Source organism: Clostridiaceae bacterium HFYG-1003, from assembly GCA_024579835.1.
In the GTDB taxonomy this organism is placed as follows: Bacteria; Bacillota; Clostridia; order Clostridiales; family Clostridiaceae; genus JG1575.
In genome coordinates this window covers 269,298-288,853 of sequence record CP102060.1, presented here as the reverse complement: position 1 = coordinate 288,853, position 19,556 = coordinate 269,298, and the positions used below count along the sequence as shown (strand labels likewise).

General features: G+C 56.9%; 19 protein-coding genes and 1 riboswitch. Of the genes, 6 read left to right on the top strand and 13 right to left on the bottom strand.

Going from position 1 to position 19,556, the window contains the following annotated elements; all coding sequences use genetic code 11:
* Positions 1–183: 183 nt before the first annotated feature.
* The gene (locus tag NQU17_01255) at positions 184–894 is read right to left on the bottom strand and encodes a hypothetical protein (protein UUM12209.1); all 711 of its coding nucleotides are present in this window, start codon (positions 892–894) and stop codon (positions 184–186) included.
* A gap of 722 nt (positions 895–1,616) precedes the next feature.
* Here NQU17_01255 and NQU17_01250 point away from each other — a divergent pair.
* The 6 genes from NQU17_01250 (at position 1,617) to NQU17_01225 (ending at position 7,187) form a co-directional block, all read left to right on the top strand.
* Positions 1,617–2,141 carry a hypothetical protein gene (locus NQU17_01250; GenBank protein ID UUM12208.1) on the top strand — a complete coding sequence of 175 codons (525 nt, stop codon included), beginning with the start codon at positions 1,617–1,619 and terminating at the stop codon, positions 2,139–2,141.
* Positions 2,142–2,789: 648 nt separating this feature from the next.
* Positions 2,790–3,350, top strand: coding sequence for an RNA polymerase sigma factor (locus tag NQU17_01245; protein UUM12207.1), 561 nt, complete (start codon positions 2,790–2,792; stop codon positions 3,348–3,350).
* Positions 3,347–3,886, top strand: coding sequence for a hypothetical protein (locus NQU17_01240; protein UUM12206.1), 540 nt, complete (start codon positions 3,347–3,349; stop codon positions 3,884–3,886). The genes NQU17_01245 and NQU17_01240 overlap by 4 nt, the downstream gene beginning before the upstream one ends.
* Positions 3,887–3,988: 102 nt before the next feature.
* Positions 3,989–4,678, top strand: a complete 690-nt coding sequence (locus NQU17_01235; protein UUM12205.1) for a hypothetical protein — start codon at positions 3,989–3,991, stop codon at positions 4,676–4,678.
* Between the two features lie 7 nt (positions 4,679–4,685).
* The gene (locus NQU17_01230; GenBank protein ID UUM12204.1) at positions 4,686–6,080 is read left to right on the top strand and encodes an MBOAT family protein; all 1,395 of its coding nucleotides are present in this window, start codon (positions 4,686–4,688) and stop codon (positions 6,078–6,080) included.
* A gap of 9 nt (positions 6,081–6,089) precedes the next feature.
* The gene (locus NQU17_01225; protein ID UUM12203.1) at positions 6,090–7,187 is read left to right on the top strand and encodes a DHHW family protein; all 1,098 of its coding nucleotides are present in this window, start codon (positions 6,090–6,092) and stop codon (positions 7,185–7,187) included.
* 123 nt (positions 7,188–7,310) lie between these two features.
* Here NQU17_01225 and NQU17_01220 read toward each other — a convergent pair whose 3' ends face one another.
* The 12 genes from NQU17_01220 to NQU17_01165 form a co-directional block, all read right to left on the bottom strand.
* Positions 7,311–8,099, bottom strand: coding sequence for a cobalamin-dependent protein (locus NQU17_01220; GenBank protein UUM12202.1), 789 nt, complete (start codon positions 8,097–8,099; stop codon positions 7,311–7,313).
* The gene (locus NQU17_01215) at positions 8,100–9,653 is read right to left on the bottom strand and encodes a lysine 5,6-aminomutase subunit alpha (protein UUM12201.1); all 1,554 of its coding nucleotides are present in this window, start codon (positions 9,651–9,653) and stop codon (positions 8,100–8,102) included.
* Complete coding sequence (locus NQU17_01210) at positions 9,631–11,082, bottom strand: hypothetical protein (GenBank protein UUM12200.1); 1,452 nt, start codon at positions 11,080–11,082, stop codon at positions 9,631–9,633. The genes NQU17_01215 and NQU17_01210 overlap by 23 nt, the downstream gene beginning before the upstream one ends.
* Positions 11,057–12,073 (bottom strand): hypothetical protein, encoded by a 1,017-nt coding sequence (locus tag NQU17_01205; protein ID UUM12199.1) that lies wholly within the window; start codon positions 12,071–12,073, stop codon positions 11,057–11,059. The genes NQU17_01210 and NQU17_01205 overlap by 26 nt, the downstream gene beginning before the upstream one ends.
* 3 nt (positions 12,074–12,076) lie before the next feature.
* Positions 12,077–13,330 carry a lysine 2,3-aminomutase gene (ablA, locus tag NQU17_01200; protein ID UUM12198.1) on the bottom strand — a complete coding sequence of 418 codons (1,254 nt, stop codon included), beginning with the start codon at positions 13,328–13,330 and terminating at the stop codon, positions 12,077–12,079.
* Positions 13,330–14,361: an L-erythro-3,5-diaminohexanoate dehydrogenase gene (locus NQU17_01195; GenBank protein ID UUM12197.1), complete on the bottom strand. Its 1,032-nt coding sequence runs from the start codon at positions 14,359–14,361 to the stop codon at positions 13,330–13,332. The genes ablA and NQU17_01195 overlap by 1 nt, the downstream gene beginning before the upstream one ends.
* Positions 14,362–15,183 (bottom strand): 3-keto-5-aminohexanoate cleavage protein, encoded by an 822-nt coding sequence (locus NQU17_01190; protein UUM12196.1) that lies wholly within the window; start codon positions 15,181–15,183, stop codon positions 14,362–14,364.
* Between the two features lies 1 nt (position 15,184).
* The gene (locus NQU17_01185) at positions 15,185–15,568 is read right to left on the bottom strand and encodes a hotdog fold thioesterase (GenBank protein ID UUM12195.1); all 384 of its coding nucleotides are present in this window, start codon (positions 15,566–15,568) and stop codon (positions 15,185–15,187) included.
* A gap of 150 nt (positions 15,569–15,718) precedes the next feature.
* A riboswitch (Lysine riboswitch) is annotated at positions 15,719–15,888 on the bottom strand.
* Positions 15,889–16,099: 211 nt separating this feature from the next.
* Positions 16,100–17,206, bottom strand: coding sequence for an IS30 family transposase (locus NQU17_01180; protein ID UUM12194.1), 1,107 nt, complete (start codon positions 17,204–17,206; stop codon positions 16,100–16,102).
* Between the two features lie 95 nt (positions 17,207–17,301).
* Positions 17,302–18,141 (bottom strand): 3-hydroxyacyl-CoA dehydrogenase NAD-binding domain-containing protein, encoded by an 840-nt coding sequence (locus NQU17_01175; protein ID UUM12193.1) that lies wholly within the window; start codon positions 18,139–18,141, stop codon positions 17,302–17,304.
* 1 nt (position 18,142) lies between these two features.
* Positions 18,143–18,907 carry an enoyl-CoA hydratase-related protein gene (locus tag NQU17_01170; protein UUM12192.1) on the bottom strand — a complete coding sequence of 255 codons (765 nt, stop codon included), beginning with the start codon at positions 18,905–18,907 and terminating at the stop codon, positions 18,143–18,145.
* A complete protein-coding gene (locus NQU17_01165; GenBank protein UUM13442.1) occupies positions 18,900–19,556 on the bottom strand; it encodes a 3-oxoacid CoA-transferase subunit B in 657 nt (218 codons plus the stop codon). Before NQU17_01165 ends, NQU17_01170 begins: the two co-directional genes overlap by 8 nt.

The following is a 19,556-nucleotide window of genomic DNA, read 5'->3' as shown; positions in this document are numbered from 1 at the left end:
TATGGTCAACGGGCCAGTGGTGATTCCCGCTCGTATCCTTCATCAGGAAACCGCACGATCAACAAATTCCGCAACAGCAGAGCAGACGCACGTCTCTCGTCCGGGGAGACGTGCGTCTGCTGAGGTGTCATTCATCTGATTTTCCTCTCTGTGCCATGGTGGCTCCGGTGTTTAGAAATCGGCTCAGCGCCAGATTTCAGTGGGCACTTCCATGGAGGCCGGTGCGGCGTTCTGACTGACGGAGGATATTTCAAATGCAGCCGAGGGCTTTGTCTGGTCAGCGCGGTGGCGAAGATCCATTCTGGCCCAGTCCGAGGGCGGGATCATAATGTGCCACTCCAGATGGATTTCCCATTCATCAGAAAAGAAGAGGTAGTGGGCCACAACCAGCCACTGGGGGCTGACCATGGTTCCGGTCCACTGGGTATCCTTGGTGATTTTGTACTCGGGATGCGTCTCAGCCAGATAGGTGATGAAGGGGTCCAGCAATTCCTTCGCTCTGTCCTTGCGGTCATCCTCGCCCTCGATCACATCAAAGGTCATGGTCTGGCTGTTGGCAATGGATCCCCGCTTGCTTTCGATTTTGACTTTCACCGACTTTCCGACGCTGGCGGGCTTTGGCACAGCGATCACTTCAGCAACTTTTCCTTCAACAATGTTCTGCTGAACCACTTTGATCTCAGCGTCCTCGGATGTGGCAGACATGGTGACAGGATCGGTCTTTGCTTCCTCACTCACGGTAACCAGATAGTGAATTTCCTGTCCGGCAATCGAAAATCCTTTCAGTTCCTGGGGTATTACAGTCAGTTGAAACGGAGTGCTCAGTTCTTTCTCAGTACAGCCGCCGAGGAGAAGCAACGCAGTGACAAGCAGACCTGCTAACTTCCTTTTCATTGACGTTCACTCCTTCCAGATTCTTGTCCATCCGGGATCGGACGGCCAAGGCAAAGGCGGGAAGACCTGGGTGGTCATTGAACCATCCAGCTTTCTGCAACTTCATTATACTACTTTTCATCCGTCTCTTTTTTACCGTACAACCTGTTCCATCAGCCTCTGATCAGGCTTCGCCCCTGCCCGTCCATTTTTTACGATCCCCTGAGCTTGTAACTTTCACGAAACGTTAAGAACTTGATCGAATCATCGCCCTCACCGTCTCAGAGTCTGATTCTCCGAGTGGATCTTCTCATTTCTTCAGGTTCTGATCCTCCGAGAACATCCTCTGACTTTCTTCAGGTTCTGATCCTCCGGGAAACATCGTTCATTGCTTCGGACAGGACCTTCTCCGAGAACCGCCGCACACTTGATTGAATTAGCATCCGAGAAATCATCCGGTGGCAAGGACTTATCCTGATGACGATTGAACCTTGGTGCTCTTTCCTGAATAGTTGAAATAAACCCATTGAAAATTTGATCGTTCGGTAAGGAAGTCCCTCATTCGATGTGTATCGCCTGGTGATTCAGGTTCCTGTCAGAGGTTCTTGCCATTATCAAACAATCAGTTATTTTTGTCCGCATCCTTTTGTTATTTATATGTTACTTTGCACCTGGCTGAACCTACTAAAGTGAACGTAATGGGAAAATGCTTCCCGAAATCTAATGACAGAGGAGGTTCTGAAATGCTTATCCGAAAAAAGATCGCTCGATTCACCGCACTTCTGCTCGGTCTGGCATGCCTTGGCTCCTGCAGCCTGAAGGGCGTGAATTCCCCCGCAGCAACCCAAAAAACAACTCCCAAGCAAAACGAGGCTGCGCCGTCGTCCGGAGAAGTCGCTACTGCGGATCCGTCCGGAACTCCGACGATCACAAAAATAGTGCCCAATCTGAATTATGTCAAAGGCAAAGCTGAACTAAGCCGGGGTCATCTTCTGAAAATAACGTATGAAAATCTGACGGATCGTGTGTTCGAGTACGGGGAAGACATCATGCTGGAGAAGTGGGATGGTCAAAAGTGGGTCGCCGATCCGAAGGTAATCCCTTACCGCACCATCGCCTATTCGCTGAAATCCCATGGTTCGTTTGAAGAAACCACGGATCTGAACCGACATTTCGGAATTCTGCCTCAAGGCAAATACCGACTGACCAAGCAAATGTCCGAAGAAAATAGTAACTTCGGGGTGAGTACTGAATTCGACATCCCATGATTCGATGGTTCAGACGTTAAGCCCAAATGAACATGCTCTCCCATTCACCCTGAGTTCCGCATAAGCCTGCGAAATTCAGGGCTTTCTTCCGTCCGCTTCGATCGCAAGCAATCCAGAAGACACTGCCGCTGCAACAGTGCTGTAAAAATTTAACCTCTTTTCTGGATTCCTGCTGAAGATGCCTTGATTTGTCATCTTTATTAACTTTTTTTCCACTGGAAAATAGGCTATGATCGAACAAGACTGTCCTGCGGCCGACTTTCCTGCAGCTTTCTCTGAGTTCAGATTGATGGTGAACTGTTCATGGTGAACTTGTTCCTGATGGCCTTTGTCCTGTTGAAATTGCTATTGGGATCCTGTATCCAGGAGTTTCGAATCATGGCAGTGGGACTTCGTGGGTCGGAGTTCGGATGAATTGACCCATCGGATGGAAGCTCATGCGGGAAGGCGCCTGTTTTGAGCTTATGGGTGAAGTCTATGGTTACCCTGTGGGTGGAGCATCATGGGGGGAGCCGATGGTGGAGTCGGGGAATATATGACTGAAAAGTTTTTTCATATCACTGAAAAGTTTTTTTATTGAGGATGCAACCAAAGGGTCGAAATCCGGTCTATATGGTTGGGGACAAGACTGAGAGGAGAGAATGGAAGATGGAAGACGAACAGATCGTTGACCTATACTGGCGGCGGTCGGAGGAAGCAATCGGCGAAACCGCCCGGCGGTTTGGCCCGTACTGCCTTCGAATCGCGGTGAATATCCTGTGGGATCCGCAGGACAGCGAGGAGTGTGTCAATGATACCTACCTTCGGGCCTGGCAGGCGATGCCGCCGCATCGGCCGAATCGTCTGTGGGCATTTCTGGGGAAGATTACGCGAAATCTGGCCATCAACCGACTGGAGGAGCGGCAGGCTTTGAAGCGTGGGGGCGGTGAATTCGAACCCTCGCTGGATGAACTGTTGCCCTGCATTCCGGATTCCGGCGGACTGGATCAGGCTCTGGCCATTCGGCAGCTGACGGAGGGGATCAATCGATTCCTGGGGACTCAATCCACCCAGGCAAGAAGTATGTTTGTCTGCCGCTATTTTTACTGTGATGCCATCCAGACCATCGCCCAGCAGTTTCACTGCAGCGAGAGTCAGGTGAAATCCAGCCTGTTCCGGACGCGAAACCGCCTCCGGCATTTTCTGGAAAAGGAGGAGATCATGCAATGAATCGACTGGATCTGGCCAAAGCGCTGACCGAGATAGACGAAGAGTGGATCGAAGAAGCCTGTCAGGTTACGCCCAGCCCATGGTGGCGCAAGGTCTGGCCGCTGGCCGCTGCAGCCGCCCTGGCACTCATGTTCCTTTGGTCTTCGTGGACCCAGCCCACTGTGGTGGCCCGTTTCCAGGGCCAGGTTCTCACAGCGACCGCCTTCAATCTGGGGGACCTGTCCAACCTGCCTTCCCCCGCCACCTCAGGACCGCGAAGCTTTCCCGGCCTGACTCTGCCCCTTCGCCTGGAGCTGGATGAGCCCCGTCAAGTGGAAGCCGAAAGCGGACTCCTCTTTGCCCGGACCGATGCCGGTGCAGTTGTGCTGGAGGACGGCACCCGCTTCGAGGCTGCGGGAGTGCTGGACCTTTACTGGACCATCGATCCGGCTCAGCCCGGACCCTTCCGTCTGCTGATTTTTGGTGATGGCGATTGTCTCGAGATTCTCCTGACCCGAACCGCTGACGGAACCTGGCAGCTGTCACAGCTGCCCTGACCCGCTTCCTCCCCTTTCTCAGTCTGTGTCCCCAACACCTGACCGCATGGCCGGACGCCTGTCGACCTGGCCGTGCACCAAGAAAACGGAGGAATATTTACTATGAATAAGATGAAAACCCTGGGACTGATTCTGCCCCTCACCCTGGCGCTGACGCTCTCTGCCTGCGCCGCACCGACGCCTGCCACTTCACCTGCTACAAAGCCCGCCGTTGTCTCCACTCAGGCACCGGCCACTTCCACCCAAACCGTATTGAACACTCAGCCGGCTACTCAGCCTCAAACCGCGCCATCGGCAACGAAAGCCGAAGCCGGTTCATCGGCCAGCGCGCTGAACCTCCTTCAAACGATCTGGGCCGGCTATCCGGAAAGCGATCAGTTCCCTGCCACCGGCGGCGATCCTTCCGAAGCCAATTCCACCATGAAGGGGCCCGGAGCCTTTTCGCTGGAGGATCTGGCCATGGCAGACAACATCCTCGGCCTGCCGCAGTCTGCCGGACCGGACATTGCCGATGCCGCCTCCCTCATGCACATGATGAACGCCAATACCTTTACCGCCGGCGCTTTCCGGGTCAAGGATCCGGCCAAAGTAGCGGATCTTGGGGAGCAGCTTCAGGCGAACATTCAGAAGCGCCAGTGGATGTGCGGATTTCCGGAACAGCTGATCATCCTGTCCGTGGGCGATATTGCCATTTCAGCCTTTGGCCATTCCGAGATCATTGAGACGTTCAAAACCCAAGTCCTGGATGCCTTCGGGGAAGCCAAAGTCCTGGTGGAGGAACCGATCCGGTAGGCGCGGTATGGTATTTTCCAGCATCACCTTCTTATTCTGCTTTCTGCCGGCGGCACTGCTGCTTTGTCATGCGGTGCCCGCCCGATGGCAGAACGGGGCACTCCTTCTGGTCAGCCTGGTCTTTTATGGCTGGGGGGAGCCGCGTTCGCTGTGGCTCCTGCTGCTCAGCCTGCTGGCAGGCTGGTGGACGGGGCGGGCCATCGAAGACCGTCCGAAATCCCGAAAACGCTTCTGGCTCACGGCATCTCTGGTGGTTTCCCTGGGTGCCCTGGCTCTGTTTAAATATGCGGATTTTCTGCTCGCGACGCTCTCCGCCCTGACCGGAACTGCCTTTTTGCCGCTGGGCCTGAAGCTGCCCATCGGCATCAGCTTTTATACCTTCCAGATGGTCAGCTATACCCTCGATGTGTATCGCGGAACGGTTCCGGCCCAGCGCCGGCTGGTGGACCTGGGCGCCTACATCACTATGTTTCCCCAGCTCATCGCCGGGCCCATTGTCCGCTACAGCGACATCCAGCCTCAGCTGGAACGCCGCTCCGTGAATCTGGCCGATGCAGCGCTTGGCCTGCGCCGGTTTCTCCTGGGACTGGGCAAGAAAGTCCTGCTGGCCAATACCCTGGGCAGCCTGGTTGAAACCGCCCGCACCACCAGGGATCCGTCCCTGCTGTTTTTATGGCTCTACGCTGCGGCCTTCTGTCTGCAGATCTATTATGACTTCTCAGGCTACAGCGACATGGCCATTGGACTGGGCAAGCTCCTGGGCTTCTCCTTTATGGAGAATTTCAACTATCCCTTCACCGCCCGCAGCATCACGGACTTCTGGCGGCGCTGGCACATATCCCTGGGAACCTGGTTTCGCGATTATGTCTATGTGCCGCTGGGGGGCAACCGTTGCAGTCGGCCCCGCTGGATCCGGAATCTGATTCTGGTGTGGGGTCTGACGGGCCTGTGGCACGGAGCCGCCTGGAACTTCGTTCTGTGGGGACTGGGCTTTGCCCTGGTCCTGCTGGCGGAGAAGCTTTGGCTCAGCCGGATTCTGGAAAAAATCGGGAGGCTGCGCCATGTCTATGTCCTGCTGCTGATTGCGGTCAGCTTCGTCCTGTTTGATTCGACGAATCTGACGCTGGCATGGACCCGGATCAGCGGTTTGTTCGGCGCCGGCGATCTGCCCCTCGTCTCCCCCACTGCCTGGTATCAGCTGCGCAGTTATGGCTGGCTCCTGATCGTGGCAGCCCTTGGCTCCACCCCATGGCCCGCCCGCACCTGCCGCGCCCTGGAGGGCAGCCGCGCCGGCATGGCGATTCAGCTGACGGAACCCCCGTTTCTGCTGGGCCTGGCCGTTTGCATCACCGCCTTCCTGGTGGATGGCAGCTTCAACCCGTTTTTATATTTCCGCTTTTAAGGAGGCCCTATGGAAAAATTCAGGCAGCGTCTGCTGATCGGTCTGTTGGCCGGATATGCCCTCGTATTCAGCATCTGGTCGGCGCTGAGTCCCGCCGGTGACATGTCCTGGAGTGAGCGGCGGCTCCTGAACCAGCGCCCAGTGCTGACCCTTGCGAATGTAGCGTCCGGGTTCTACATGTCCCGGTTTGAACCCTACCTGCAGGATCAGTTCCCCTTGCGGGACAATCTGCGCCGTCTCAAGGCCCTGGTTTCGTCTAAGCTCCTGCGCCAAAGCGACCAGCACGGCATCTATCTGTATCAGGGCATCGCCGGAAAACTCGAAGAACCGCTGGATCCCGCTGGAATCCGGCGAAAAGCCGCCCTGTTCTCAGATCTCATCCGGACGCAGCTGTCCGCCAGCGCAGGCCGAATCTGGTTCGCCCTGATTCCGGACAAAGCTCAATATCTGGCTTCTGATGCCGGTGTCCCTTCCGTGAGTCACCAGGACCTGGCGGATCTGCTGCGGCAAGAGCTGTCCGGCTGCACCGTGCTGGATCTGAAAGACCAGCTGACTCTGGAGCATTTTTACCGCACCGACCTGCACTGGCGCCAGGAAATGCTGCCGGATCTGGCCGCGGATCTGGCCCGGCGGATGGGGACATCCCTGTCCGAAACCTGGCAGACCGAAACCCTCGACGCGCCCTTCCACGGCGTCTACCAGTCTCAGTCCGCACTGGCCATGGAACCGGACACCCTGCGCTATCTGACGAATGAGATTCTCGCGGCGGTAAGGGTCTATGACCACGAGACCAGCCGCTGGAGCAGCCTCTATGATCCCGCCGCTGCCGGCGGACCCGATCCCTATTCCCTCTTTCTGTCCGGACCCAAACCGCTGCTGACCCTGGAGAATCCTGCCAGCTCCAATCCCCGCGAACTCCTCGTCTTCCGCGACTCCTTCGGCTCCAGCCTGATTCCGCTCCTGGCTGAAGGGTATGCCCGCATCACCCTCATCGATCTGCGCTACCTTTCTGCATCCCGACTGGATCAGCTGGTCGACTTTCACGGTCAGGATGTCCTCTTTCTCTACAGTGCTCAGGTCCTGAACGAAGGCAATTTTCTTCCGTAGCTGACCGAGCGCCCGCACCAGCCCCCTCTCAACCGCCGTTTCGTACCTGTCCGATCTGGTCCGGACGCAAGCAGCCCCGACGCTTTTCCGGCGTCGGGGCTGCTGTCTTTTATTATGCGGCGGTTACGCCAGATGGCGTTCTACGATGGCGTTGCAGAAGAAGGTGGCGACGTCATCGGCGTACTTGCCAGGCCCGAATCCGGCATCGAAGCCGATTTCCTTGGCCAGGTCATTGCTGATGCGGGGGCCGCCGGCGATGAGGATGATCTGATTCCGGATGCCTTTGGCTTCGAGAAGTTCCACCAGTTCTGTCATGTTGGCCACATGGACATCCTTCTGGGTCACCGTCTGGGAAACCAGGAGGACATCGGCTTTGAGCCGGATGGCTTCCTCGATGAATTCCTCATTGGGTACCTGGGAGCCCAGATTCACGGCGTCAATCATGTCGTAGCGCTCCAGGCCGTAGTGGCCGGCATAGCCCTTCATGTTCATGATGGCGTCAATGCCCACCGTGTGGGCATCGGTACCGGTGCTGGCGCCCACTACCACGATTTTGCGGCCGATCCGGTCCCGAATGAAGTCATCGGTTTCCGGCATGGACAGAACGGTCTGCTCGATGACCTCGACCTTGATCTCATCCAGGTTCACGGTATGGCTGACCGCGCCGAAAACGACATAATTGGTAAATTCCTCGTCCAGGGAAATATGGGCAGCGATCAGCGGATCGGGAATTCCCATCTTGATGGCCAGCTGCTTGGCCGCTTCGGCTCCGCGGTCATCATCCTTGATGGGCAGGGTGAAGCTGAGCTGCACCTGGCCGTCATTCATCGTGTCGCCGTAGGGGCTGACCCGGGTCCGGTCAAAGTGCTGATTGTAATCCTTGGCTTTTGTGCTGTATAATCCGGAGCTCATTTATTCACCTCTTCCCAGTAACAGACTGATAAACGGATTGAAGTAGCTGCTGTCCTTCTGAACGACGCCGTCCAGTCCCTTGCCGCGGTCCTGGCCGCGCTTGATGCCGGCAAACTTGCCCTGCTCCAGGGTCAGGAACAGGCCCTCGCGCTGAATATCACGCAGGATATTGCGGGCGTCTTCCAGGACATTTTTCGCCCGGGTCTGCACCATCCCGTCTTCCTTGAAGGTGATTTCTTCCCCCAGGTCGGCCATGGTGCGGAAAATGTAGGAGGCGTTGTCAATGGAAATGGCCCGTTCGGACATGAAGGGGGTATGGATGGCTTCGGTGATCATGCCGAGCAGGTGGATCTTCTGCTGGGTCAGGATGGTCACGATGTTGAACAGGGTATCCTGAACCTGTGCCCGGAAGATGTCGCCGGTCTTGAATTTGGTCGGCGGCATGTACTTTAACGGCGCCTGGGGGAAGATCTCCCGAGCCATCTGGGCCTGAGCGATTTCGTAGACAAAGGCGTTGGGCAGGTCCGGGTTCATTTCAAAGGCGTGCCCCAGTCCCATCTGCTGTTCCGGCAGGCCGGCCAGCAGCGCGAACTGCTCGTTGATGAACTGGGAGGCCAGCACCGTATGGGCTTCTTCAAAGGCATCGGCTGTGGTCAGATAGTTGTCTTCTCCGGTGTTGATGATGACGCCGGCATAGCCGTTGATCATGCGGGAGAAGTACTGGTCGATCATGGTCCGCTTCATGTTGATGTCCCGGAACAGGATGCCGTACAGGGCATCGTTGAGCATGACGTCCAGCCGTTCCATGGCACCCATGGCGGCGATTTCCGGCATGCACAGGCCGGAGCAGTAGTTGCACAGGCGTATGTAGCGGCCCAGCTCTTCCCCTACTTCATCCAGGGCAGCCCGCATCAGGCGGAAGTTCTCCTGGGTGGCCACGGTTCCGCCGAAGCCTTCTGTAGTGGCGCCGTAGGGCACATAGTCGAGCAGGCTCTGACCGGTGGTGCGGATGACGGCGATGACGTCGGCGCCCTGCCGGGCTGCCGCCTTGGCCTGGACGATATCCTCATAGATATTGCCCGTGGCTACGATCAGGTACAGGTAGGGTCCGGTCTTGTCGCCGTAGCGGTCCAGATAGTCTTCCCGGATCTCGCGGTTGGCCTTGATTCTGGCAACTGCTGCCTGAGCCAGGGGGGTGATGGTGCTGACGATGTCGGCCTGGGGCGCCACCGGCAGGGTAGTCAGATCCAGTTCGCCCCGGTCAATGGCTTCCGCGATGTCCTGGGGCGTCTTGCCGGTCTGAATCATGGCGTTGGCCAGATAGAAGCTGACGCCGGCGGCCAGTGCGTTTTTGGCTTTCAGGTGATCCACCACCACATTGGGCAGCGGCACCTGGTCTTCATTGATGCCGTCGATGCCCAGCAGCCGGCAGATGGTCCGCTCCACCGTTACGGTGGTGTGACGCTCGACGAAGGTCTGGGTGTCCTCGGCGATGGCCCTGGCCAGGGATCTGGCCTCGGCGATGGTCGATTCATTTAAGTTCAGTTTGCTCATAGTCATCTCCTAGGATTTGTTTGATTTCCCGCATGAGATCCGGATCCGTCCCTAGGAATTCCATCACGTGGATGGCTTCTTTGGGCACTTCCGCAGTGGAAGACACTTCCCGGATCCGGTAATCCATATTTCGTTCCAGAGCGGCAATGGCATCTTTGGGCTCTTTGCCGCTCCACTCTTTGATGTTGTCTTGCAGTAAGTTCTTCAGGCCCATGATCTGGAAGTGGCGCATGCCCTCTTCCGGCAGATCCGGCAGATGGGTAGCCAGGAAGAAATAGTCGTCCCCGGCCTTGAAATGGCGGCACAGCGCCTTCACAATGGCCTGGGCTTCCAGAGGATTGGTGCCCCTGGCCGGCTCATCCAGAAGGATCAGCCCGCAGCCCGTTTCCGCCTGCTTCAGGATCTGGTTGATCTCCAGGACCTCCACGCCGAAGCTGGAGAGCCCCCGGGTCACGTCCTGGCCGTCTTCCGCTCCGTAGTGGACAAAGTCCGGGAGCTTCAGGCTGGCGGCGCGGCAGGGCAGGAAATACCCCAGGCGGAACAGTTCCACCTGGAGAAGGAAGGTTTTGAGGGTGACGCTCTTGCCGCCCATGTTGGCGCCGGTCAGGATGGCGCTGCCTGGGGTCAGGCTCAGCGTCAGGGGTTCCATCCGGCTGCCTTTCTCCTTCAGGATGGCTTCGACCATGGGATTGACCATCTGGTCGACGCACAGGCAGCTGGTCTGGGCAAAGGCCGGCCGGACACAGGCATGCTTGCGGGCGTAGTCCGCCTTGGCAATCCGGTGATCCAGTCTGCCCAGCTCCTGCATGTTGCCAAGCAGCGCTGGTGCCCACTCTTCCAGACCGGCGGACAGCTTCTGGCGCACCTGCCAGGTCACTTCTTCCAGTTCCTCGGACAGACGCTGCGCTTCCCCGGGATAATCCGGATGCTGCCGGCCGCGCCGGTCCAGCTGACGCTTGGCCTGGCGCAGTTCCTTGAGCAGGGGCGAATAGGCATCGTAATAATGAAAGGTTAACAGTCCGGTGCCCTCCGGATCCAGCAGCCGGGAAACCGGCGCCAGATCCTTCAGGTCAATGGCTAAATTCAGTTTGGCCAGGTGCCGGCGGACCCGCTGGCAGTAGGCGGCAAACAGCTTGATTTCAAAAAATTCCACCTCATCCAGGACGTGATTGCGGCTGAGCCGCTCCACGGAGCCTGAAATGTCCTTGAGCTGGCAGAACAGGTGCATCATCTCGCGCAGGGCGCCTGCTTCCAGGTAAGCCATGCACTTGTCGATTTCCTCGTGCTCCTGCCTCAGGTCCGCCTCCTGGCCGGGCTGCCAGGTCCTGAAGGACCGCTTGCGCTGTTCGCCGAAGGGCGTCATGGTGTTGACCCGCTCCAGGACATAGTCCAGCCCGATGAGTTTACGTTGACTGGCGTTTAAATTCATCGCGTTCCCTCCTGACATTGAGTACGGGGATGCCGCTGACTTCCAGAATCTCCCGGGCCCGGACCTCATCAAAGAGACGGCCGCGCGGAGACGTCGGATTCAGGGCGATGCAGAGCAGCCGGACCGGCTGCAGCACTTCAAAGGTAATGTGGCGCTGCTGGAGCTTCTGGAAGGTGGCCGGAGTGACCATCAGCCGGGTGGCATCCTCCAGGATCACGGTTCGGCCCCGGAATTCCTTCCACTGGAGCAGTTCCCGGACCATGGCTTCGGACAGCAGCCCCTTCAGGGCCAGCACCGGCTCGGCCTGCCAGGCCTTGAGGATCCGGCTGATCAGCGAAATGTGCTTACTGGTCTGAGCGGCCGGGAAAGCGACAGCCTCCTCCCCCAACAGCCAGGCATCCGCCTGGGAAAAATCCACGTCCTGGCTGGCTTTGGGAAAGCTCAGCTGAGCCGCGGTCATCAGGGTCTTGTCCATGACGCGCTGAAAGCTGGCGTCGACGCTGGCGCCGGTACAAAGAATGACCTCATCGGCCAGGCCGTGACCGGCGCTGGACAGGCGGGACAGGGCACCGTCAATGAGCGGGAGCACCTCATAGTCCCGGCGGACCGCTTCCACCAGTTTCTTCATGTCGGCTATGGCGGAAGGTCCGGCCAGTTCGACATAGCCGTCATCCAGGGCACGAAACAGAATGACCTCGCCCATGGCAGTGGCAAGGCCGGTGGTCTGTAGAATTTCCTTATCCACGGTACAGCGGGGCAGTACGCTCCGGGCCGTGGCGATCAAAGCCCCCGCCGAAACGAAGATCCGCGGTTTGTGGGTGCCAGTTACCTGATCCACGGATTCCCCGTCATAGCCGATGCTGGTGAGGAACAGCGTTCGTTCCTCACCGATGACATCGAGCAGGTGGTTGAGCACCGTGGTCTTGCCGGTATTCTTTTCCAGGCCGACGATGGCGATGCTCTTCGCCTGCCGCAGGGCTTCCTTTAGCATGGTCTAATCATTCCTTTTGTGGCGTTCCAGGTTGGCGGGTTCCAGGGAGATCCGGTTGCCGGCCAGAAGACCCGATACACCAACCAGTTTCTTGTTCAGATCCCTGCATTCTTCGCAGTGGCACTCTTCTTCGTAGTGTCCGGGCTGCTCGTAGGTGGTAATGACGCCTTCGTAGTTGCGCAGGACAACGCGCTTTTCGTTGCGGCTGATGACATAGTCGGGCATAACCGGAATCTTGCCGCCGCCGCCGGGGGCATCCACGACGAAGGTGGGCACGCAGTAGCCGGAGGTATGGCCGCGCAGGCCTTCGATGATCTCGATGCCCTTGCTGATGGTGGTCCGGAAGTGTTCCAGTCCCAGGGACAGGTCGCACTGGTAGATGTAGTAGGGGCGCACCCGGATCTTGACCAGTTCGTGCACCAGCTTGCGCATGGTGTGGACGCAGTCATTGACGCCGCGCAGCAGAACGGACTGGTTGCCCAGAGGAATGCCGGCGTTGGCCATGCGGGCGCAGGCTGCCTTGGATTCCTCGGTGATTTCATTGGGATGGTTGAAGTGGGTGTTCAGCCAGATCGGGTGGTATTTCTTCAGCATGTTGACCAGATCGTCGGTGATGCGCTGGGGCATGACCACGGGAACCCGGCTGCCGATGCGGATAATCTCGACGTGCTCAATGGCGCGCAGGCTGGAGATGATGTACTCGAGCATTTCATCCCGGATCAGGAGCGCGTCTCCGCCGGAGAGGAGGACATCGCGGACTTCGGGATGCTGGCGGATGTACTCAATGCAGCCGTCGATCTGTTCCTTCTTCACCGGGGCGTCGTGCTGGCCGGCAAACCGGCGGCGGGTGCAGTGGCGGCAGTACATGGAGCACTGGTCCGTCACCAGGAACAGCACGCGGTCCGGATAGCGGTGAGTCAGTCCCGGTACCGGTGAATCCTCATCCTCATGGAGGGGATCCAGCAGATCCGCTTTCGAGCGGTGTACTTCCAGTTCCAGGGGAATTGCCTGCCGTCTGACCGGATCATAGGGATCGTTGAAGTCGATCAGGGTCAGGTAGTAAGGCGTAATCGCCATGCGCAGCGTCTTCAGGGTTTCGGCCACGCCTTTTTCCTCGGTTTCGGTCAGGTTGACGAACTTGTGCAGGTCGTCCATGGATTCCAGGCGGTTTTTCAGCTGCCAGTGCCAGTCGTTCCAGTCAGCCTCGGATACATTGGGGAACAGCTTCTTTCTATTTTCAGCGGCGATTGAATTCATTATTTGTACGTCCCTTCAAAAATTTTTCTCATGGTCTCGGATTCTCTCAGTTCTTCCAGAGTGATTTCAGCATGGCCCTTGGTGTAGCCATTGCCGATGATCATGGTGATGTCCTTGCCGATGCCTTCCGCGCCCAGAGCTGCTTTGGTAAAGCTGGTGGCCATGCTGAAGAAGTAGACGGTGCCTTCGTCCTTGACCGGAACGATGCTGGACATTTCTGTATTGGGGACGTTTACCACGTTGATGGAGAGGTCGTATTCCCGGCCGTTGTTCGCAGCCAGTGCCTTCTCCAGGATTTCGATGGGCTTGGTGGCATCGCCGATGATGACTTCATGGCAGAAGCCGTAGCTTTCCAGTTTCTCGCGGGCGGCTTCGCCGTAATCCAGGCCGACAACTCGGCCGGTGGGTCCGACCCGCTTCTTGGCCTCATAGCAGCACATCAGTCCGCTCTTGCCGGCAGCTCCCAGGATCAGGACGCTGTCGCCGGGCTTGACCAGCTTGGCGGTCTGTGCCGGCGCGCCGGCGATATCCAGGGCCGCCAGAGCCAGGGACTCGGGCATGTCTTCGGGCAGCTTGGCGTAGATGCCGGACTCGAACAGAATGGCCTTGCCCTTGATGGTGACGCGGTCGATGTCCGGTTCGATGTTGGTGATTTCGTCAATGCGCAGCGGGGTCAGGGACAGGCTGACCAGTGTCGCGATCTTGTCGCCGACTTTCAGGTCGATGTCCAGGTCCGAGCCAATTTTTTCCACGGTACCGATGAGCATGCCGCCCGAACCGGTGACCGGATTCTGCATTTTGCCGCGCTCGTCCACGATCTGGCGGATCATGTCAGCGATCCGCGCCGTATCGTGTTCGGATGCTTCTTCGATCTGCGTGAAGCTGGCGGAATCGATGTTCAAGGCGATGACGTCAATGAGGATCTCATTGTCGTAGATGTCCATGTTGTTGTCTATTTTAACGGCGGTCTGAGGCATAACCCCTTTGGGTTCCAACACCCGATGCATGCCGTACTTATTTCCCTGTGCCATTTATTTCTCCTCCAAGCCTAAAATTCGTCTTGCTTCCCGGGGGGTAGCGATTTCACGTCCCAGTTCCTGGGCAATTCTTACCACGCGGCTGACCAGTTCACCATTGGACTGAGCCGGTACGCCTTTGGACATGAAGACATTGTCTTCAAAGCCCACGCGGACATGACCGCCCATGACGATGCCCAAGGCAGCCATGGGGAACTCGCTGCGCCCGACGCCGGCAACGGTCCAGGTGGAACCGGCCGGTATGCTGTCTACCAGGAACGCCAGATCCCGCGCGGTCGCGGTCATCTGAACGCCCAGCACAAAGTCAAAGTGCATCGGCTGCTTGATGTAGCCCTGTTTGGCAAAGCGAATGGCGTAATCCACCATACCCTTGTCGAAGACTTCAATTTCCGGCTTGATGCCCCGTTCGATGAGGATTTTGCCGAAGTTCTTGATGGTGTTTTCCGTATTGATGAATATTTCATCGCCGCCGAAGTTCAGCGTGCCGCAGTCCAGGGTGGCCATCTCGATGCCCGGGATTTCCGTGGGCTGGAGCCGCTCCAGGTCGCTCATGCCGACTGCGCCGCCGGTGGAAGGCTGAATGATGGCGTCGGGACAGACTTCCCGGATCGCCTGAATGCATTGCTCAAACCGGGCCTTGTCCTGGGTCGGAGTTCCGTCATCGCGCCGCACATGGAGGTGGATGATGGAAGCGCCGGCGTCATAGGCCGATTTGGCTTCCCGCTGAATCTCCGCCACCGTATAGGGTACGGCGGGATTCTGCACCTTGGTCACTTCCGCGCCGCAGATGGCAGCGGTAATAATCAGTTTCTCCATGCTATTTCCTCTGGCTGGCCTTGGGCACGACGCAGGTTCCGGAAGCGATGCAGACCACCACCGGCTCTTCCAGGAAATCCGCTGCCGAGGCCGAAATCTCCGGTCTGGCCACGATGACCTTGCGGGCCTCGAATTCCATTTTACGGGAGCTGTTGCCCTCGGACACAATCCGGCCCACTGCCTCAATATAGTCCCCGGCATAAACCGGCGCCTTGAATTCCACTTTGTCGTAGGCGACAAACAGTCCTTCGTCCCCGTCCCGGCGGATCAGCAGCTCCGTCGCCACATCGCCGAACAGGCCCAGCATGCGGGCACCGTCCACCAGATTCCCGCCGTAGTGGGCGTCATGAGAACTCATTCTCATTCGAATCATTACTTCTTCCATAAAATCTTCCCCTCCTGATGTTCTCTTTTTCTTTTTCTCTTACCTGGAATTGTTTCTTCCCCGGACTTTCTCTTCTGTATGGTTTTTTCGACTCGAAAATTTTTATCTTCTGTTGGCGGAATAAACGACAAAAAGCGCTATTCACAATTTCTTGTGAATAGCGCTTCATGCTGAGCATGACAGTGGTAAGCTTTTTGCCTTTCCACCAAGGAATAATGCGGGGATACACATTAACCCTTTCGGCCTTAACGCCTTCCCGGACTTCGGATTATCCCATCCCTGAAAGCCCGGTACCTCGTTTTGGCACCTCTATCCTAAAATATTATACTCCGTGTTAACCTTTTCTTCAATAATTTTTTAACAAGATCCTTAATAATCCGAATTGCAACTTAAAGTGAAAGACTTTTTTAGCTAAGCAAACATAAATGTAGTTTCATTCTGGACGGTGTCCTTCCCCTCGACGGGGTCCTTCGGTCAGGGTTGTTAACCCGATTGGGCCTGACCTTGATCGGTGGGCTCCGTCGAGGGATGCTACATCCTGCCAGAATGATACAGGGCCTTTGCCTCGTATGCTGTCAATCCGCCCAATACCCGTCTTGGGTAATTATTCAGCCACTCCTGAAGTTTCTGTATCTGAGCATGGCTATAATCTTTAATCGCAGCCCCCTTTGGGATGTGGTACCTGATCAGTCCATTGTTCTGCTCATTGGTTCCTCTCTCCCAAGAACTGTACGGATGACAAAAGTAAACTCTTGTCCGTGGCTTCTTACTGCCTGTCACCGATCGAATCAGTGCCTTCCAGTCGAGAAACTCAGAGCCGTTATCCACGGTGATCGATTTAAACATCTCACTGAATTTGACTCGCCCCATCCTACGCTCCAGCCGGTTAAGTACCTTCAAAACTTCGTCCTGGGTTTGCCGTGCAATCTTAAAGACCAGGCTCTCCCTTGTCATCCGATCATTCAGCGTCAGAAGGGCTGCGAGCCCTTTGCCTTTGCCTGATACGATGCAATCCATCTCCCAATGCCCGGGTTCACTTCGTTCAGTGCTTTCCACTGGGCGCTCTGTGATGCCAGGGGCATCCAACACCTTATTGGCACGTTTAACCCGACGATACGTACGCCTGGTCTGGTTCCCTTCCCGGGGCAGATTTTGATTGGAAACATCCGTGATATACCCCTTGCTGATGTAGTTATACAGAGTACGGGTTGAAACAAGGGTCTTGGATGGCATGATTTCCTTTTTCTTCAAGTCCATGATAATAGCATCCGGAGACCAGCGCTCTTCAAGGATCTTATGAGCTACATAAGCAACAAACTCATGGTCATCGCCAATTTTGAGGGCAGGTCCCTTGTTGGTGGCGGCATAATCATATGCCTCCTGTGCGATATCCGCGGAGTAGGACACATAGAGGGTCAAATCGGAGTTCATGAGTTCAACTCGCCCTTTTTTCAACTCCCGGCTTACAGTAGCCTCACTGCATTGTAAGACCGTCGCCATGTGTTTTTGGGTCATTTGTTTATGCTTCGCAAGAAGATGGTTTGATCGAACCATCCCCTCGAGTTGTTGACGATCCTTGTAGGATAAATGAGAGTATTTCTTTCTGGAGACCGAGGTGTTAGAATAGAGGTGGCTCATAGCTTTGCTCCTTAATGTTTGTTTAGTCACCTACATTATACCGCATAGCTATGGGCCACTTTATTTCACTTTATTCTACAACTCGCCCAAGATCCTTAATAATTGTAGAAACCACGCTTGGTCTTGCGACCCAGCTGATTTCCGCGCACCATCTTGCGCAGCAGGCTGTGGGCGCGGTATTTGCTGTCGCCGAATTCCTCATAGAGGACATCCATGACGGAGAGGCAGACATCCAGTCCGATCAGGTCGCCCAGTTCCAGGGGACCCATGGGATGGTTGGCGCCCAGCTTCATGGCGGTATCAATGTCCGCCGCACTGGCGATGCCTTCCGCGTAGATGCCGACCGCTTCGTTGATCATGGGGATCAGGATGCGGTTCACGACAAAGCCCGGCGCTTCCTGGACCTGGACCGGCGTCTTGCCCAGCTGGGCGGAGATCTCCACGATCCGGTCATTGACTTCATCGGTTGTGGCTACGCCGCGGATCACTTCCACCAGCTTCATGGCGGTGACGGGATTGAAGAAATGCATGCCGATGACTTTTTCCGGATAGCGGTACTGCATGGACAGCTCTGTGATGGACAGGGAACTGGTATTGGTCGCGATGATGGTGTCCTTGAGATCCAGTTCGTTCAGCGCGCTGAAAAACTCTTTCTTGGATGCCATGTCTTCCCGGATGGATTCCACGATGAGATCGCAGTCAGCCAGCTCCTGAATGTCGCTGACATAGCGGACACGAGCGAGCTGAGCGTCGCGATCCGCTTCGGACAGCTTCCCCTTTTCCACGGAACGGGCCAGACGCTTTTCCATGGCAGCTTTGCCCTGATCCAGAGAAGCCTGGCTTCTGCCCTTTACGACCACATCAAATCCGGAGGCGGTGAACTGCTGAGCAATTCCTCCTCCCATGGTTCCCATTCCAATGACTCCAACTTTCATACTATTTTCCTCCAAATGCAGGTTTGCGTTTTTCCAAAAATGCCGTCATGCCTTCCTTCTGATCGCCGTGCTCAAAACATTCGGCAAACCGTTCCACTTCAGCGGCCAGTCCCGCTTCAAAGCCCTCTGCCAGTCCCTGAGCCATGGCGCGTTTGGCCTGTCCGACCGCGGCCGCGGAGTTCTTCTGAATCTCCTGGGCCAGGGTCAGCGCGGCGGCTTCCAGCTCTTCCGGTTCCGTGATCTGACTGATCAGACCGATAGCCAGCGCTTCCTCGGCTTTGATGATCCGGCCGGTGTAGATCAGTTCCTTCGCTTTGGCCGGTCCCACGGCCAGGGTCAGGCGTTGGGTTCCCCCGAAGCCCGGTATGATGCCCAGGCCCACTTCGGGCTGACCGAACTTGGCCCGGCTGCTGGCGACTCGAAGGTCACAGGCCAGCATCAGTTCGCAGCCGCCGCCCAGGGCAAAGCCATTGACCATGGCAATGACCGGACAGGGCAGATTCTCGATGGCGGTGAAGACTTCATGTCCCCGCCGGCTGAATTCCTTCGCTTCCTGGGGATTGAGCGCTTCCATTTCCTTGATGTTGGCCCCGGCCACAAAGCTCTTGCCCACGCCGGTGATGATCAGAACATCCAGCGCCGGCAGGCTCTCTACCGCCTGGCGGATCTCGCCGAGGAAATCCGAGCTGAGGGAGTTGAGGGTCTCCGGTGAATCCAGGGTCAACAGGCCGATGCCTGACCGGTTTTCAAAATGCACTCTAGTCAATTTTCATTACCTTCAGGTGATCGCTCACGATCAGCTGGGCTTCCGTGGCTGCCTGGACATCCTCCAGCGTGTACTCCGGATTGATTTCAGTGAGCTCGATGCCCGCTTTGGTAATCTTCATGACGCCCATTTCCGTGATGATCAGATCCACTGCGTGGGATGCGGTCAGGGGCAGGTGACACTCCTTCAGAATCTTGTGAGCGCCCTTGTTGGTATGCTCCATGGCTACGATCACCGTCTTGGCGCCCGCGACCAGATCCATGGCGCCGCCCATGCCGGGGACCATTTTACCGGGGATCATGTAGTTGGCGATGTTTCCCTTCTCGTCGACCTGAAGCGCGCCCAGAACCGTCATGTCCAGATGGCCGCCGCGAATGATGCTGAAGCTCATGGCGGAGTCAAAGAACGCGCCCTGGGGCAGGATGGTGGCCGGAAGTCCACCGGCATTGACCAGATAGGGATCCGGGGTCTGGGGGTTGGGTCCCAGCCCGGTAAAGCCGTTTTCCGACTGGAAGGTGACACTGATGCCCTCCGGAACGAAGTTGCTGACCTTGGTGGGCAGTCCGATGCCCAGATTGACCAGGTCGCCGTCCTTCAGTTCCTGCGCCACGCGCCGGGCGATAAAATTCTGCATCTGTTCCTTATCCAT